At 47.8% G+C, this 14,916-nt stretch carries 12 protein-coding genes; 7 read left to right on the top strand and 5 right to left on the bottom strand.

The window, feature by feature from the left end:
- On the bottom strand, positions 1 to 633 hold the full coding sequence (gene lolA, locus ABD980_RS04245; RefSeq protein ID WP_345369842.1) for an outer membrane lipoprotein chaperone LolA: 633 nt from the start codon (positions 631 to 633) through the stop codon (positions 1 to 3).
- Between the two features lie 30 nt (positions 634 to 663).
- Positions 664 to 3,159, bottom strand: coding sequence for a DNA translocase FtsK (locus ABD980_RS04240; RefSeq protein ID WP_345369840.1), 2,496 nt, complete (start codon positions 3,157 to 3,159; stop codon positions 664 to 666).
- A gap of 45 nt (positions 3,160 to 3,204) precedes the next feature.
- Between ABD980_RS04240 and trxB the strand changes: the two genes are divergently transcribed.
- The 3 genes from trxB to ABD980_RS04225 are packed head-to-tail and all read left to right on the top strand — an operon-like array spanning position 3,205 to position 5,207.
- Entirely contained in the window at positions 3,205 to 4,164 is a 960-nt protein-coding gene (gene trxB / locus ABD980_RS04235) for a thioredoxin-disulfide reductase (RefSeq protein ID WP_260649899.1), read from the top strand.
- Positions 4,151 to 4,876 (top strand): Smr/MutS family protein, encoded by a 726-nt coding sequence (locus ABD980_RS04230; protein ID WP_345369837.1) that lies wholly within the window; start codon positions 4,151 to 4,153, stop codon positions 4,874 to 4,876. The genes trxB and ABD980_RS04230 overlap by 14 nt, the downstream gene beginning before the upstream one ends.
- A 1-nt stretch (position 4,877) precedes the next feature.
- Positions 4,878 to 5,207: a DMT family transporter gene (locus ABD980_RS04225; RefSeq protein WP_260649981.1), complete on the top strand. Its 330-nt coding sequence runs from the start codon at positions 4,878 to 4,880 to the stop codon at positions 5,205 to 5,207.
- A gap of 220 nt (positions 5,208 to 5,427) precedes the next feature.
- Here ABD980_RS04225 and ABD980_RS04220 read toward each other — a convergent pair whose 3' ends face one another.
- A complete protein-coding gene (locus ABD980_RS04220) occupies positions 5,428 to 5,727 on the bottom strand; it encodes a helix-turn-helix domain-containing protein (RefSeq protein ID WP_300648256.1) in 300 nt (99 codons plus the stop codon).
- A 201-nt stretch (positions 5,728 to 5,928) separates the two neighbouring features.
- On the opposite strand from ABD980_RS04220, the gene ABD980_RS04215 reads away from it, so the two are divergent.
- The 3 genes from ABD980_RS04215 to ABD980_RS04205 all read left to right on the top strand — a co-directional run bounded on the left by ABD980_RS04215 (position 5,929) and on the right by ABD980_RS04205 (position 8,626).
- A complete protein-coding gene (locus ABD980_RS04215) occupies positions 5,929 to 6,243 on the top strand; it encodes a DUF485 domain-containing protein (RefSeq protein ID WP_300648258.1) in 315 nt (104 codons plus the stop codon).
- The gene (gene actP / locus ABD980_RS04210) at positions 6,240 to 7,904 is read left to right on the top strand and encodes a cation/acetate symporter ActP (RefSeq protein WP_345369833.1); all 1,665 of its coding nucleotides are present in this window, start codon (positions 6,240 to 6,242) and stop codon (positions 7,902 to 7,904) included. Before ABD980_RS04215 ends, actP begins: the two co-directional genes overlap by 4 nt.
- A gap of 65 nt (positions 7,905 to 7,969) precedes the next feature.
- Positions 7,970 to 8,626 (top strand): response regulator transcription factor, encoded by a 657-nt coding sequence (locus tag ABD980_RS04205; RefSeq protein WP_345369831.1) that lies wholly within the window; start codon positions 7,970 to 7,972, stop codon positions 8,624 to 8,626.
- Here ABD980_RS04205 and ABD980_RS04200 read toward each other — a convergent pair.
- Positions 8,623 to 12,054 carry a hybrid sensor histidine kinase/response regulator gene (locus tag ABD980_RS04200; protein ID WP_345369829.1) on the bottom strand — a complete coding sequence of 1,144 codons (3,432 nt, stop codon included), beginning with the start codon at positions 12,052 to 12,054 and terminating at the stop codon, positions 8,623 to 8,625. The genes ABD980_RS04205 and ABD980_RS04200 overlap by 4 nt on opposite strands.
- Positions 12,055 to 12,181: 127 nt before the next feature.
- On the opposite strand from ABD980_RS04200, the gene ABD980_RS04195 reads away from it, so the two are divergent.
- Positions 12,182 to 13,891 carry a sulfate adenylyltransferase gene (locus tag ABD980_RS04195; RefSeq protein ID WP_300648266.1) on the top strand — a complete coding sequence of 570 codons (1,710 nt, stop codon included), beginning with the start codon at positions 12,182 to 12,184 and terminating at the stop codon, positions 13,889 to 13,891.
- 77 nt (positions 13,892 to 13,968) lie between these two features.
- On the opposite strand, the gene ABD980_RS04190 is transcribed toward ABD980_RS04195, so the two are convergent.
- Entirely contained in the window at positions 13,969 to 14,910 is a 942-nt protein-coding gene (locus tag ABD980_RS04190; RefSeq protein ID WP_345369825.1) for a LysR family transcriptional regulator, read from the bottom strand.
- Between the last annotated feature and the right edge of the window lie 6 nt (positions 14,911 to 14,916).

Raw genomic sequence — 14,916 nt, 5'->3', positions numbered from 1 at the left:
CTAGGGTAACGTCACCACATCCACATCGGCTGGTGGCGTAAAGGTAAACATATCCGCCGTTAAATCCACCTTGGTTTGTAGCTGACTTAGCGTAATGCGTGTTTGCTGTCCAAACGCATCTAACAACACCAGCTGGACAGGAGTACCTGCCTGAAAGCCTATATCCATATAGTCAAAGCCAGCATCCTTGCTTTTAGGTGTGGCACGCAGCCACAAAAGCCCATCTTGTTCTGGACGATCCGACAAATGAAAACTTTGCTCTAGCTGCCCCGAACCAAACAAAATAGCAGCAGGAGATGTGCCGATAGCCTGATCCACACGGCGCTGAGTAAGCTGATTTAAATCGGGGTCATATTGATAAAGCTGCTTACCATCAGACAAAACTAGCTGCTCATAAGGCTTAAGTACCTGCCATTTAAACTTTCCAGGGCGTTGAAAAGCAAACTCTCCCGCTTGCTCTGGCCGTGCTTGCCCTTGTGTGTCCATGGTGTGCTGCGTGAATTTACCTGTGGCACTGCGGACCTCTTGTACAAACTGTCGTAGCTGATCCGTAGCGCTTTGCGCATAAAGCGAGGCACTAACACAAAGCGCACTCGCTACAACCGCCATTTTTTTCCAAAATGAATTCATCATGTTGACCTTGTCAAATAAAAACGCATGGGGTTATTCATCGGCATGCGGAACAAGAATCTCTCGACTCCCATTAGGTCCCATCGGCGATACAATGCCAGCTTTTTCCATCTGCTCTACCAAGCGTGCGGCACGGTTGTAACCCACACGCAACTGTCGCTGCACCGCAGAAATCGAAGACCGCTTGCTCTCTAACACAAAAGCAACCGCTTGATCATAAAGCGGGTCCGTTTCTGTGTCTGCAAAACCCGTAATCGCATTGAGCCCATCACCGGTTTCCCCTGGAGCGCCGCCTTCCAGAATGCCTTCAATATAATCGGGCTCGCCTTGTTCTTTTAAATACTCGACGACTCGATGTACCTCATCATCAGCCACAAACGCACCATGCACTCGGATCGGCACCGAAGTGCCTGGTGGTAAATACAACATATCCCCTTGGCCTAATAAGGTTTCTGCCCCCATCTGATCTAATATCGTACGCGAATCCACTTTGGACGATACTTGAAAAGAAATACGGGTAGGGATATTGGCTTTGATAAGCCCAGTAATCACATCCACACTGGGACGCTGTGTGGCTAAAACCAAATGGATCCCCGCTGCACGCGCCTTTTGCGCTAAGCGTGCAATGAGTTCTTCGATTTTTTTACCTGCCACCATCATGAGGTCGGCAAGCTCATCAATAACCACCACAATAAATGGTAGTGTTTCTAATGGTTCGGGTGCATCTGGCGTTAAAGAAAAAGGATTGGGAATGGATTCCCCTTGTGCTTGAGCCTCTTTAATTTTGTTATTAAAGCCCGCAAGATTACGCACCCCCATTTTACTCATGAGCTTATAACGTCGCTCCATTTCGTTCACACACCAGGTCAACGCATTCGCCGCCTCGCGCATATCGGTTACCACGGGAGCCAGCAAATGAGGAATGTCTTCGTAGATGCTCATTTCCAGCATTTTGGGATCAATGAGAATCATACGCACCTGATCTGGATTTGCTTTATACAGAATGGATAAAATCATGGCGTTAATCCCCACAGATTTCCCCGACCCTGTCGTACCCGCTACAAGCAAATGCGGCATGCGCGCTAAATCCGCCACCACGGCGTGCCCCGCAATATCTTTACCTAAGGCCACCGTTAAAAGGGACTTGCTGTTCACAAAACTTTCCGAACCGATGATTTCCTCAAGACGAACCATCTGCCGCTGTGGATTAGGCAGCTCCAGCCCCATTAGGTTTTTACCTGGAATGGTTTCCACCACACGTATGTCGACCAAGCTCAACGAGCGCGCTAAATCCTTTGAAAGGTTGACGATCTGATTTCCTTTTACCCCTGTCGCCGGCTCAATCTCATAACGCGTAATCACCGGTCCAGATTGAGCCTCCATGACAGTCACATTCACCCCAAAATCACCTAGCTTTTTCTCAATTAAACGGGAAGTAAACTCCAGCGTTTCCTCTGAAATTGGTTCACCTAAGGCTTCGGCGGGGTCTAACAGGTCAAGCGGCGGCAAACCGACCTCGGTAGGTAGCTTTGCGGCTTTAGTCACTGTTACCTGGGTTTGCTTCTGTATAGGACGAACAGGCACCGTATCCGGTTCAGGCATAACATTCGCCGGAGTTGGATCTGGATCATCAAAAATAGGATGCTTATAAGGACGAGAAGGCGGATCGGCCACCAAAGAAGCCGCTTGGCTTGTTGCCCCCCCACCCAAAGTTGGCTCAGCACGCGTCTGGATTCCCGTAGCGGTTAACACAGGCTCCATACGCTCTGACGTTTCTGTTTGCGCTGGTTTATGCTTGGCTAGCAAGCTTTTTTTGCGGTTAGCGCTATTTTCCTGCCCAACCCGACGGTCTTCCCATGTGGCCTTTTGACGCATGAGCCAGAAAAAAACCTGCTCTACCCAGCTACCGATTGTCTCGGCAACATTTAACCAAGAAAAGCGGAAAAACCAGCTCGCCCCAATACATAGAGCCAAAAGCAGCACAATAATACCGCCGGCCATTCCTAAGTACAAAATCAGGAAATGAGCTAGCAATTGTCCAGCTTGGCCACCCGGCCCTGCCGGTAGATCTAAACCTATGCGACTTTGCAAGGCCTCAAAGCCTATTGCACCGATCAATAGCAAAACAAAGCCCACCCCAAGCTCCCAGGGCACGCGCGGTAGGGGTTCTTGAATTTTTGCACTAGGCATTACAATAGAGGTAATACGATAAAAGCCAACGATTAACCGTTGAACCAATAGTGCTACCCACAACCAGGTGCTATAGCCGAACAGATAATACAGAATGTCGGATACATAAGCACCCAGCTTGCCGCCTTGGTTATGGATGCTGCCTGCGTGTAAAGATTGCGACCATGCCGGATCGGAACTATTCCACGTAAACAGAACCAAAGATAACCAAGTAGCAAGCAACAAAAACACCACCCAACGCGCTTCGCGCATTAGGGTGCTCAGTCGTTGTTGCCAAATAGACGGCCCATTACGGACGTTTTTTGCAGATCGATTTGAAGTTACAGGTATTCTAGCCATGACTCATTATAATTGGCTGGTCATTGATTTTTGGGAAATATAAATATGTCTACTGTTAAGCACGCTAAAGTTTTAATCCTCGGCTCTGGCCCTGCTGGGTATACGGCAGCCATCTATGCTGCTCGCGCTAATTTAAATCCGGTTTTAATTACCGGTCTAGAACAAGGTGGGCAGCTAATGACAACCACCGATGTAGAAAACTGGCCAGCCGATGCAAACGGTGTTACAGGCCCAGATCTCATGGCTCGCTTCCAAGCCCATGCGGAACGCTTTGAAACTGAGCTCATCGTAGATCAAATTGTATCGGTAGATTTAAAGCAGCGTCCATTTACTTTACAGGGTGACAGTGGCAACACATACACATGTGACTCACTGATTATATGCACAGGTGCCTCAGCCATGTACCTTGGCTTGCCTTCAGAACAAGAATTTATGGGTCGGGGCGTGTCTGGCTGTGCTACCTGCGACGGTTTTTTCTATAAAAACCAAGACGTTATCGTCGTTGGTGGTGGAAACACAGCCGTTGAAGAAGCATTGTACCTGTCCAACATTTGTAAAACCGTAACATTAGTTCACCGTCGCGATACCTTCCGTTCCGAGCCCATCTTAACCGACAAGCTCATGGATCGTGTTGAAAACGGCAATATTAAACTGAAACTGTTCTACGAGCTGGATGAAGTCTTAGGCGATGCTTCGGGTGTCACAGGAGTGCGTTTGCGCAACAATCAGGACAATACCACCGAAGAGCTTGATGTCATGGGTGTGTTTATTGCTATCGGTCACCACCCCAATACCGAGCTTTTCAAAGACCAGCTAGAAATGGATAATGGTTATATTATCACTCGCAATGGGCGCGAGGGTTTAGCCACCATGACTTCTGTTCCCGGCGTTTTTGCAGCTGGCGATGTTCAAGATACCATTTACCGTCAGGCTATTACCAGTGCGGGCACCGGTTGTATGGCCGCTTTAGATGCACAGCGTTGGTTAGAGAGTGAAGGCAAATAAATCCCCCTCCTTTAAGCAGCTTAAGCAGCTTAAAACCTTGCGCAAACAATTGCGCGTTCAACCCTCTGCACCGCCAAGGGAAGAGTGCGCTCGTCTCGCCCCAACGGGCGAGACTTTTGCGTCTATGCAGTCCCCTAAATCCTCTAGCTCTCCACTACAAGCCGAGGATCAGGCCTTATTTCGACAAGCAGTCAAAGGGGTAATACCACTTAAAACCACCCCTCGTCATCATCCTCGCCCAGCCACCTCCAAGCCCTACAACGCCGAAAAGCGCCAACGACAGCAGCATGCGATGGGACAAAGCCACTTAACCGCTTTACACGTCACCTCTGATTTTTATGACCCTTGGGATAGCGCAACCACGCCTCTTGCCGAATACCTGAACCCTATTTGTGGTACAGATGTATTACGGCATCTTAAAAAGGGGCGTTGGCCAATTCAAAATACTATTGATCTACACGGTGCCACGGTAGATCGAGCTCGTATTCGTTTAGATTATTTTTTACAACATAGTCTAGCTGAACAGTTCCGATGCGTACGTATTGTTCACGGAAAAGGCTATGGCTCTAAACAAGCTGCCCCAATTCTACCCACCACGGTAAGACGTTGGCTTAGTCAATTGGACTTTGTGCTTGCTTTTACTAACTGCGAACCACACGAAGGAGGAAGCGGCGCAGTCAAAGTCTTACTACGGCATTCTGCCCGCCATTAATATCATGAGCTGGACTTATTTATCTATTGCGATCGTGGCTGAAATCATTGCCACCAGCGCCTTAAAAAGCGCAGAAGGCTTTACTCGACTTTGGCCTTCCCTAGTCACAATAGTGGGCTACGCGATTGCTTTTTTCTGCTTATCTTTGTCTTTACGACATATTCCTGTAGGTATTGCGTATGCCATTTGGTCAGGGGTAGGAATTGTCGCGATTTCGATTATTGGTTTTGTTTTATTTAAGCAATCGCTTGATCTGGCCGGCTTTATCGGTATTGGACTCATTGTCGCGGGGGTTGTTGTACTTAACGTTTTTTCTAAAAGCAGTCTCTAACTACCCTACTAGAAAGCACAAAAGCCAATCTGAAAACCAGATTGGCTTTTGTGGGTTTTATTCTAGTTATAGGTACTGCTAAGCCGTTTTACGGCACCGCCCTTTTGGGCTGTTATCGTCTCCTCACCTGCATGTAGCTATTGTGCCTTATCTTTTAGGCTTTGACACTTAGGGTATGCACTAGGTTTATAGCCCTAATAAGTTTTACTAATACTTGAGGCTATTTATCTAAAAACTGAAACGCCTGTGCTAAAGCCTGAATCTGTGCTTCGCCCTGATCCTTATCTATGGTCTCACGGCGTCGAGCACGTGCCGTTTTCACCTGCAGCTGCACATCAAGCTCAGCAAGCACCTGTAACACCATCCCTAATTCCGCCCGCGGCTTGCCTTTTTCAATATCAATAAGCCACTGTCGACTTGCGCCGACTTTTTCTGCTAACTGCGCTTGGCTTAACCCTAATGCCCGCCGTCGATTACGAATTAATAACGCAAAGTCCTCTACGGTTTGCACAGACTGCATAGTGAATACTCCTTAGCGTGTCATCGTTCGTCTACAGTGTACTACCAAAACCCCTTAATATCTGAAAAATCTACAACCAAAGTCGCGTATTAGAAAAGCCATACTAAACGTATATTGATGACACAGAGCGTATACATACGCCACCTTATTGCCTAATGCAATAAACCCTTAACGATGCAAAAAAACATCAAGGAGACAATCATGAGTTCATCGCGCGATCTCGTCGCAGAGGTGATCCGAAATCCTAAATATCAAGAGCTATTACAACGACGCAACCGTATTAGCCTGACTTTTTTTGTGATCACTCTCATCATTTATGCGGGTTTTATTTTAACGTTAGCTTTTGACCCTGAACTATTTGGACGTCCCATTGGCAACATGACCATCAGTATTGGCGTATTTACCGCAACCCTAGTATTAATCAGCGCCAGTATTTTAGTTGCTTTGTACGTCTATTTATCTAATAAGATCTTTGACCCACTACTCAAAGACATTATTCAGGAGATCCAAAAATGAACAAATGGCTCTCTTCGTTGATTTTGCTCGCTGGGTCCTCATCCTTAGCCCATGCAGCAACAGAAAACAAAAGTAATACTTCCGCCATTATTATGTTTTTGGTGTTTATTGCGGCCACCATGGTTATTACCTGGTGGGCTGCCAGACGCACTCAAACCACCTCTGATTTCTATACAGCGGGGGGCGGTATTACGGGTTTTCAAAATGGTTTAGCTATTGCGGGCGACTATTTATCTGCTGCCTCCTTTTTAGGGATCGCAGGTATGGTATATGTCAGCGGTTTTGACGGTATGATTTATGCCATTGGCTTTATGTTTGGCTGGCCAACCGTAATGTTTTTAATTGCTGAACGACTACGCAACCTGGGTCGCTATAATTTTGCCGACGTTACCTCATTTCGTCTAAAGCAAACCCCCATGCGTATTTTGGCTGCGAGCGCATCCCTTTTAATTATCGCTCTCTACCTGATCGCCCAAATGGTAGGGGCTGGTAAGCTTATTGTTTTACTCTTTGGTATTGACTATAAGCTCGCCGTGGTCATCGTCGGGTCTCTCATGATGATCTACGTGGCCTTTGGGGGAATGACGGCAACCACTTGGGTCCAAATCATCAAGGCTGTGCTCATGCTGTTTGGCGCTACCCTTATGACCTTTTTGGTGTTGGCGGCTTTCCGCTTTAATGTGGATGAGCTCTTAGCCGAAGCCGTCACGGTACACCCCGATGGTCGTGGTATTTTAGCTCCTGGCTCTTCTGTCAGTGGCAACCCGCTTAATGCTCTGTCTTTAGGAATTGCGCTGGCCTTTGGTACAGCTGGATTACCGCATATTTTAATGCGATTTTTTACCGTAGCAGATGCCAAAGAAGCACGTAAATCCGTAATTTGGGCTAGCAGCTTTATTGGTTATTTCTATATTCTGACTTTTATTATTGGTTTTGGGGCAATTGCCTTACTAGTACAGCATCCCGAATACTACATCACGGACGCCGATGGCAATTTTGATATGATCAAAAGTCTAATTGGTGGTACGAATATGGTGGCGGTGCATTTAGCGAACGCCGTCGGGGGCGACTTACTGCTTGGGTTTTTAGCAGCCGTAACCTTTGCTACGATTGTTGCCGTTGTCGCGGGTTTGGCGCTAGCCGGTGCTGCAGCGATCTCCCATGACCTCTACGCTAACGTCATTGCCAAAGGCGAGGCCACCGAACACAACCAAATGCGCATTTCACGAATCTCTACCGTTGCGCTCGGTATTTTGTCTATTATTCTAGGCATTGTGTTCGAAAACCAAAACGTCGCGTTTATGGTTGGTTTGGCTTTTGCTATCGCCGCTAGCTCCAACTTCCCCGTCTTGGTGCTCTCCATTTCTTGGCGTGGTTGTACGACTCGCGGTGCAGCAATTGGTGGTTTCCTCGGTTTAATTACGGCTACGATTTGGGTAATGTTAAGCTCTACGGTATGGGTAGACGTCTTTGGTTTTGCTGAGCCAATTACGCCTTTCCCCAACCCTGGTATTCTATCCATCCCTTTAGCTTTTGGTGCAATCTGGTTATTCTCTGTCCTTGATAAAAGCCCAGAGGCTACCCGTGAAAAGGTTGCTTTCGATGCACTTACCGTACGTAGTCAAACCGGTTTAGGGGCCAGCCAAGCAAGCGCTCACTAAGCTGTCTTTTTGACTATTACTAAAGGGAGCTGCGGCTCCCTTTGTGCTTTATGGCGTATACAACAATGAACGAACTACTTATTGCGGATGATCATCCTTTATTTAGAGAGGCTCTGCGTGGGCTCGTTACTAAACTTTATCCTAGCGCGACCATTTATGAAGCGAATACCATTAGTTCGTTATATGCTCTTGTCGAAGATCGCCCCAACGCAGATTTACTGTTATTAGATCTAACAATGCCAGGCGCCGCCGGCTATAGCGCACTGGTACACCTGCGCGCCCAACATCCTCTTTTACCTATTGTGATTATCTCTGCTCACGAAGACCCGGTGCTTATGCGCCGAGCAATTGATCATGGAGCGATGGGGTTTATTCCTAAGTCTGCTGATAGCCAAACACTCAGTGTGGCCTTACAGCAAATTCTTTTAGGGGATACGTGGCTACCCGAGGAGGCTCACGCATTGCCCCCCATTAGCCCTGATGAGAAAAAAGCCGCACAGCTACTCAGCGAGCTCACACCACAACAATTTCGCGTATTACAAATGGTCAGCACTGGTCAGCTTAACAAGCAGATCGCCCATGAATTAGGCGTATCTGAGGCGACGATCAAAACCCATATGACGGCTATTTTACGCAAGCTAGGGGTAAATAATCGCACCCAAGCTGTTCTCATTGCCAACCAGCTTTTATTGCAAAACCAAACGGATACGGGGCAATTTTAACTACGATAATGGGCTGCCAAAAAAGACCGCAACGAGGCCGGCTTAACTGGCTTGGTTAATACCAAATACCCACGCTGGCGGGCACGTTGTTTTAACTCATCACTGCCATCCGCGGTCAGTAACGCACCATGCAAATGACGCGCATTTTCTCGTAAAGCATCCAATGCATCCAAGCCATCTAGCCGATCATGCAAATGAAAATCCACCAAAAGCACCTGAGGATCCAAATCCATCTTGGTTAAGGCCTCATCAATTGTGATCGCCGTGATAACCTCTACCCCCCATTGCGACAATAATGCCTGCATACCCATTAAAATCTCCACATCATTATCCAGGCACAACACGCGTAAACCAGCTAAAGGAAGCTGTAAGTTTTGCTTAGCTAAAGCACTCACGGGAGTGGGCTCATTTTTTTGAGCGAGAGGAACTTGAATACTAAACATACTGCCTTTACCTACCGTAGACTGGGCTCGCAACGCATGCCCTAATAAAGCCGCGATACGCTGACAAATGGATAAGCCAAGCCCCAAACCCCGCTCGCCCCAATCAAAACTTTGTTCATAACGATGAAACTCGGCATATATTTGTTCAAGATGATGTGGTGGAATCCCTTGGCCGCTATCCCATACTTGAAATTCGACTTGATCGCCTCGGACTCGACCGGCAAGAATAATGCGCCCCTGCCGGGTATAACGTAGAGCATTCGCCATAAAATTTTGAAGAACGCGTCGTAAAAGGCGATGATCACTACGTACATAAACGGGGCGCATATACATGCGTAGTCGTAATTGGCGTCGTTGTGCAAGCGGTGCGTACTGCTCTAACAAGTCTTGCAAAAGCTCTTGCGCATCAAATACAGTAATTTCTGGTTTTAATGCCCCTGCATCCAACTGGGAAATGTCCAGCAGCCCATCTAATAGCTCCTCGGCAGCACGCAAAGACGCATCGACTCGCTCGGCCAAATGCTGCATTTCTGTCGGGTCTTTGCTCCCATACAAGGCAGAAGCAAATAAGCGCGCCGCGTTAATTGGCTGCAATACATCATGACTGACGGCCGTCAAAAAATGCGTGCGTGACAGCTGTGCCAACTCCGCTTCTTGCGTACGCGCCTGAACACGCTGCTCTAAATTTTCATTAATTTCTAAAAGCTCTCGTTCTACACGTTTATATTCTGTAACGTCCGTATAGCTCGTCACATAGCCCCCACCCGGCAAAGGGCGGCCGCGCAGCTCAATAACCTGCTTATTATTTAATGTACGCTGAAAAACATGAGACGTACCCGCACGCATAAAAGCAATACGCCGGCTCACCGCATGCTCAATATCCTGCTCGTTGCGATGTTGAATTTTCCCCCGCTTGGCATTAAAGCGAATTAAATCAGCGACCGGACGCCCTACATACAACATACCAGCAGGATAATCAAAAAGCTGTTGATAGCGTTGATTCCAAGCCACTAAACACATATCCGCATCTACAACGCTCACACCCTGATCCAGGTTTTCTAAAGTCGCTAATAAAATATCGCGATTAAAACGTAGCTCTTGCCCTGCCTCATCTAAAATCGAGACAATTGCTGTAATCTCCATGCCAGTACCACGTAATGCGCTCGTTAATACTAAACGCGCAGAAGCCGCCCCAATCGCTGCCGCCAACATCAGCTCTGTAAATTGAATCCACTCACTATCAGCGCGTAAGTCTTGATGCAACGCCTGTCCACGTCGATGGGCCTCTTTATCAAAATCCCATTGTGCTTTTTTCTCTCCTACTAAGCGCCCCGCTAACGCCAATAAGTCTTGAACAAAAATCTCACCATTCCAGGCAGAAGCAGCCAAACGACGGCGCTGTGCATAAGGGTCCAAAAACGGCTCAACACGTAATCGGTCTCCTAGCCCCGGACGCTTATACAAAGACACGAGCAGAAATGCTGAGGTATTAAGTAGTAAAGACCAGAAAGTGCCGTGAGTTAAAGGGTCCCACCCAGTTAAACCAAACAGCTGATACGGCTTTAGCCACAACATGCCGAATAAACCATGTTGTAGCCAATCGGAAGCAAACCAACCCGACTCTGTTAACGCCGGCAGCATCAAGGTATACGTCCACACAGCAAAGCCCAGCACCAAGCCAACTTCTACGCCTTGACGACTTGCCCCCTGCCAGTACAACCCACCAATAAGCCCAGGAGCAAACTGCGCCACCGCTGCAAAAGCCATTAAACCGTAAGCGGACAGAGCAGTATCGCTACCACTACCAAAGTAATAACCATATGCAGCGGCAGCCACTACTAAAATAGCAAAACGTCGAATCCACAATACGGTCGCGGACATATCGCCTTGTGGCTGCTGCGCCCACCCACGTCGTAATAATAATGGCATGATTAAATCATTACTGACCATGGTCGATAGAGCCACACTGGTCACAATCACCATACCCGTTGCCGCAGAAAAGCCACCAATATACGCCGCAAGCGCTAAAGTCATTTGGTTTTGCGATAGCGGCAAAGCCAACACAAAACTGTCTGCGGGTACACCGGCCTTATCACCAAATAAATGTACCCCTACCGCCGCAATGGGTAACACCATTAGGCTAACAATCACCAAATAAAAACCAAATAACCATCGAGCGCGGCGCACATCCACCACATCCCCACATTCCACGATCGCAACATGAAACTGGCGGGGCAAACAAATAATGGCCGCAAAAGCCAATAGCGTTTGTCCTAAAAACCCAACTGGTGGGGCTTGTTCAACCAAAGTTTGTACCGCCCCATACACATCGAGCTGATTTTTATTAGCCCAAATCAAAGCAAAAAAACCAACCGCAATCAATGCAATAAGCTTAACTAGCGACTCAAATGCTACGGCTAACATCAACCCTGGCCGATGCTCCGTAGCATCTACCTGCCGTGTTCCAAACAGGATAGAAAACAGCGCCATGATGATCGCCACATATAAGGCGGGGTCACCAAAAATAGTCGCTTGAATTTCCTTCCCTGTTAACACCGTTAAGCTCAAGGTCACCGCTTTATACTGCAAAGCCAAATAGGGCACACCAGCAATCACAGCAATTAATGCCACTAAGCCTGCCAGACGCTGCGATCGCCCATAACGGCTAGCCATAAAGTCAGCTATCGATACCGTATTTTGGGACTGCGCCACCAAAGCGAGCCGCTCAATTAAGCGCCACCCAAACATCAACATCAAAAAAGGGCCTAGATAAATAGGCAAATAGCCCCAGCCATAGCGAACTGCCGAACCAACCGCCCCATAAAAAGTCCATGATGAACAATAGACCGCTAACGCTAAGCTATAAACCGTAGGGCGCAGCCAAGGACGCTGAGTATATAAAGGGTGCCGATCCCCTACCCACGCAATCGCAAACAAAATAGCAGCATAGAGAAAAGAGGCAAGAATGACCCAAGCGGGCAACATACATATCTCCTACTTTGGTATAGCCTAATGACTTTAGGGGCTTTTTCTAGTTATATTAAGATCAATAAGCAACGGTCGCTACTATTAAAAACGCTTAGACATCACGACCAAAAAATACGGAGGATCTATGGAGTCAACACAATTACGTTTCGATCAATACCCCCAACAACCCCATGGGGGCACATTGGTCAATCAGGTCGTACCTGAACACCTACGCCAAGCTGAAATCGAACGCGCTCGCCAGTTGCCCTCGATTCGCGTGGACCTCGAGGCCATCATCACCATCGAAATGATCACCACTGGGGTGCTTTCGCCTAACAAAGGCTTTATGAGCGAGGCCGATTATTTATCGGTACTTAAAGACGGGCGCCTCAGTAACGGAACCATTTGGCCCGTACCCCTGAGCTTCGCCCCCATTGGGGACAAGAACGCAGAAACGATCAAGTCCTTAAAAATTGGGGATCAGGTTGCCCTTACGGATGCTAATAATGAACCCGTTGCCATCTTAGATATTGAAGATATTTTTGCCTATGACAAGGCGCATCGGGCACAAAACCTATTTGGCACCACTGATCGCAACCACCCTGGTGTCGACTCCATCTATCGCCGCATGGGGGATACGTCTTTAGGCGGTACCTTACATTTACTTAACCGCGTGGATTGGGGGCCTTTTGAAAAACTACGCCGCGAGCCCAAAGACACCTGGCATTTGTTTTACGAGGAATTAAAATTCAACTCGGTTGCTGGTTTTATTACGGGGGCGAACCCTTTACACCGCGGTCACGAATATATTCACCGTAATGCCCTCGAAGAAGTAGACGGCTTATTTTTACAACCCCTTGTCGAAATGGCTAAGCGCGAATACGTACGCCACGAATACCGCATGCTCGCTTATCGGAACGTGCTCGATACGTATTATCCAAAAAACCGCTCCATTTTATCGCCCTTGCGTGTTACCTATATTTTTGCGGGCCCGCGCGAAACCGTACTGCATGCCCTCATCATGAAAAACTATGGGTGTACTCATGCTCTTATCGGGCGAGACCACGCTGGTATCGGTAGTTATTACGATAAATACGCTAGCCATAGTATTTTTGACCAGTTTACCCCCGAAGAACTCGGTATCGATGTCCGTCTCTTTCACGAGGTGTTCTACTGTGCTCGTTGCGCTTCGCATGCCACCACCCAGACCTGCTCGCATGACGAACGCTATCGCTTAAATATCTCTGGCACAGGCATACGCGAAATGCTGCGCCATGGCATTATCCCCCCCAAAGAGGTCGTACGCCCAGAGTCCGCGTTAGCCGGTATCCAAGGGGTACAACCTAAAGGCGTGGATGAAAATGCTGAGGGCACATTACCTGTCGCCAAAGTCATCCAAAGCATGTACCCCTTCTACGTTAACTACACGCGTTTAGGTGGTACAAAACGTCCGCAACCACTGGATCCATCTACCCTTAACGTGCGCGACCTAGAAGCCGCTACCTTAGATGCACGTAACCATGCAACAGACATCTATGCGGATGTTTATAGCGAATACAATGCGCTTCTCGACCATAACCGTAATCTACAACCCACTTGGCAGGAAGACGCACGTCAGGCCATGCGCGCTCAGCAAGAGCGTATCATTAGCGACCTAGAAGAAAAGCTGAAACAAGCTCCAGAGTCCGCCTCGGACGAGTTCATGTACCAAGACCGCGCCGAAGTCGAGCGCGAGCTTGCTGTAGCCAAAAAGCTGCTCGAGGAAATCCCCCCCTCCTTATGTCCCGAGGGGTTGCAAGAGCGCACCTGGAATATTCTGCCTTATAAGCGTTATCGTGGCGCTGATAACGACTGATCATTTTATCCATCATCCCTTACCCCCAAGCCTTAATACATGCTTGGGGTTTTTTTATGTATGGGCGGTGCGCCTATTTATAGCTCGCTTTCCTCTGCTTCTAGCCACGTGCCTCCAAGCAAATCCTGACAGCACTCCAACCACGCCCGTGCCGCTTGAGATAAATAACGACCATTCCATAACAACACTACCTGCCAAAATAATGGTTCCGACTCTTCAATCAAGCGATAAGTTAGCGTTTCAGGCAAACGCTGACAAAACGGCTCTGGTAATAGCGCCACCCCCAACCCAGCTTGCGCCATCGAAATTAACCAGTCCCACTGGCTGCTTTGTGCATAAATCCGTGGCTGTAATTGTTCTTTTGCAAAACGCTGTCGCAATAAACGCGTCAAACCAAAATCATCGTTCAATAATAAAAGTGGTTTTTTAGCGACTTGAGCTAGGCTTAACCCACTTTTGCTGCGTGGCAACAATTCAGGCGTGAAAATAGCATAAACAGGATAACTTGCCACCGCCTGCCCAACCACAGGTAAGTACTGGTCAATCGGCGCAATACTAAAACCTACATCCAGCTCATCTTTAGCCACTAACTGCTCAATCGCCGGTCCAGGCTGCTCTTGAATATGTAACGCAATGTTGGGATATTGCTCTCTAAAATGCTTCATCACATCGGTAAATAACAGATTGATCATAGGGGGAATACCGATATGAACGCGTCCTTTACGCAATGCCTGGATCTCGTGAACCTCTTTTTCCAAATGCAAAAGCGCGTCAATGACCGTTGCCCCTTTTTCATAAAGGACTCGACCAGTATCGCTTAGCAATAAGGGTTTTCCATTACGAATAATGAGCTGCTCTCCCATCTGATCCTCGAGGTTTTTCACCATTTTACTGACTGTCGACTGGCTAACCCCTAGCGATTGTGCAGCTGCGGTAAAACTACTTAAGCGCACCGTTTCTACAAAATAGCGCAACGCAATCACATTTAACATAGCATAGACAAAAGGAATGATATGCAAAGATTT

It is taken from the genome of Paenalcaligenes hermetiae, from assembly GCF_039543645.1.
In the GTDB taxonomy this organism is placed as follows: domain Bacteria; phylum Pseudomonadota; class Gammaproteobacteria; order Burkholderiales; family Burkholderiaceae_B; genus Paenalcaligenes; species Paenalcaligenes hermetiae.
Note: the sequence above shows the minus strand (reverse complement) of the source record. Positions and strands in the feature narration are given on the sequence as shown.

Coding starts and splice junctions, on each gene's coding strand:
- actP (WP_345369833.1), top strand. CDS start 6,240: ATGAACAAATGGCTCTCTTCGTTGATTTTGCTCGCTGGGTCCTCATCC.
- ABD980_RS04195 (WP_300648266.1), top strand. CDS start 12,182: ATGGAGTCAACACAATTACGTTTCGATCAATACCCCCAACAACCCCAT.
- ABD980_RS04215 (WP_300648258.1), top strand. CDS start 5,929: ATGAGTTCATCGCGCGATCTCGTCGCAGAGGTGATCCGAAATCCTAAA.
- ABD980_RS04220 (WP_300648256.1), bottom strand. CDS start 5,727: ATGCAGTCTGTGCAAACCGTAGAGGACTTTGCGTTATTAATTCGTAAT.
- ABD980_RS04240 (WP_345369840.1), bottom strand. CDS start 3,159: ATGGCTAGAATACCTGTAACTTCAAATCGATCTGCAAAAAACGTCCGT.
- trxB (WP_260649899.1), top strand. CDS start 3,205: ATGTCTACTGTTAAGCACGCTAAAGTTTTAATCCTCGGCTCTGGCCCT.
- lolA (WP_345369842.1), bottom strand. CDS start 633: ATGATGAATTCATTTTGGAAAAAAATGGCGGTTGTAGCGAGTGCGCTT.
- ABD980_RS04205 (WP_345369831.1), top strand. CDS start 7,970: ATGAACGAACTACTTATTGCGGATGATCATCCTTTATTTAGAGAGGCT.
- ABD980_RS04200 (WP_345369829.1), bottom strand. CDS start 12,054: ATGTTGCCCGCTTGGGTCATTCTTGCCTCTTTTCTCTATGCTGCTATT.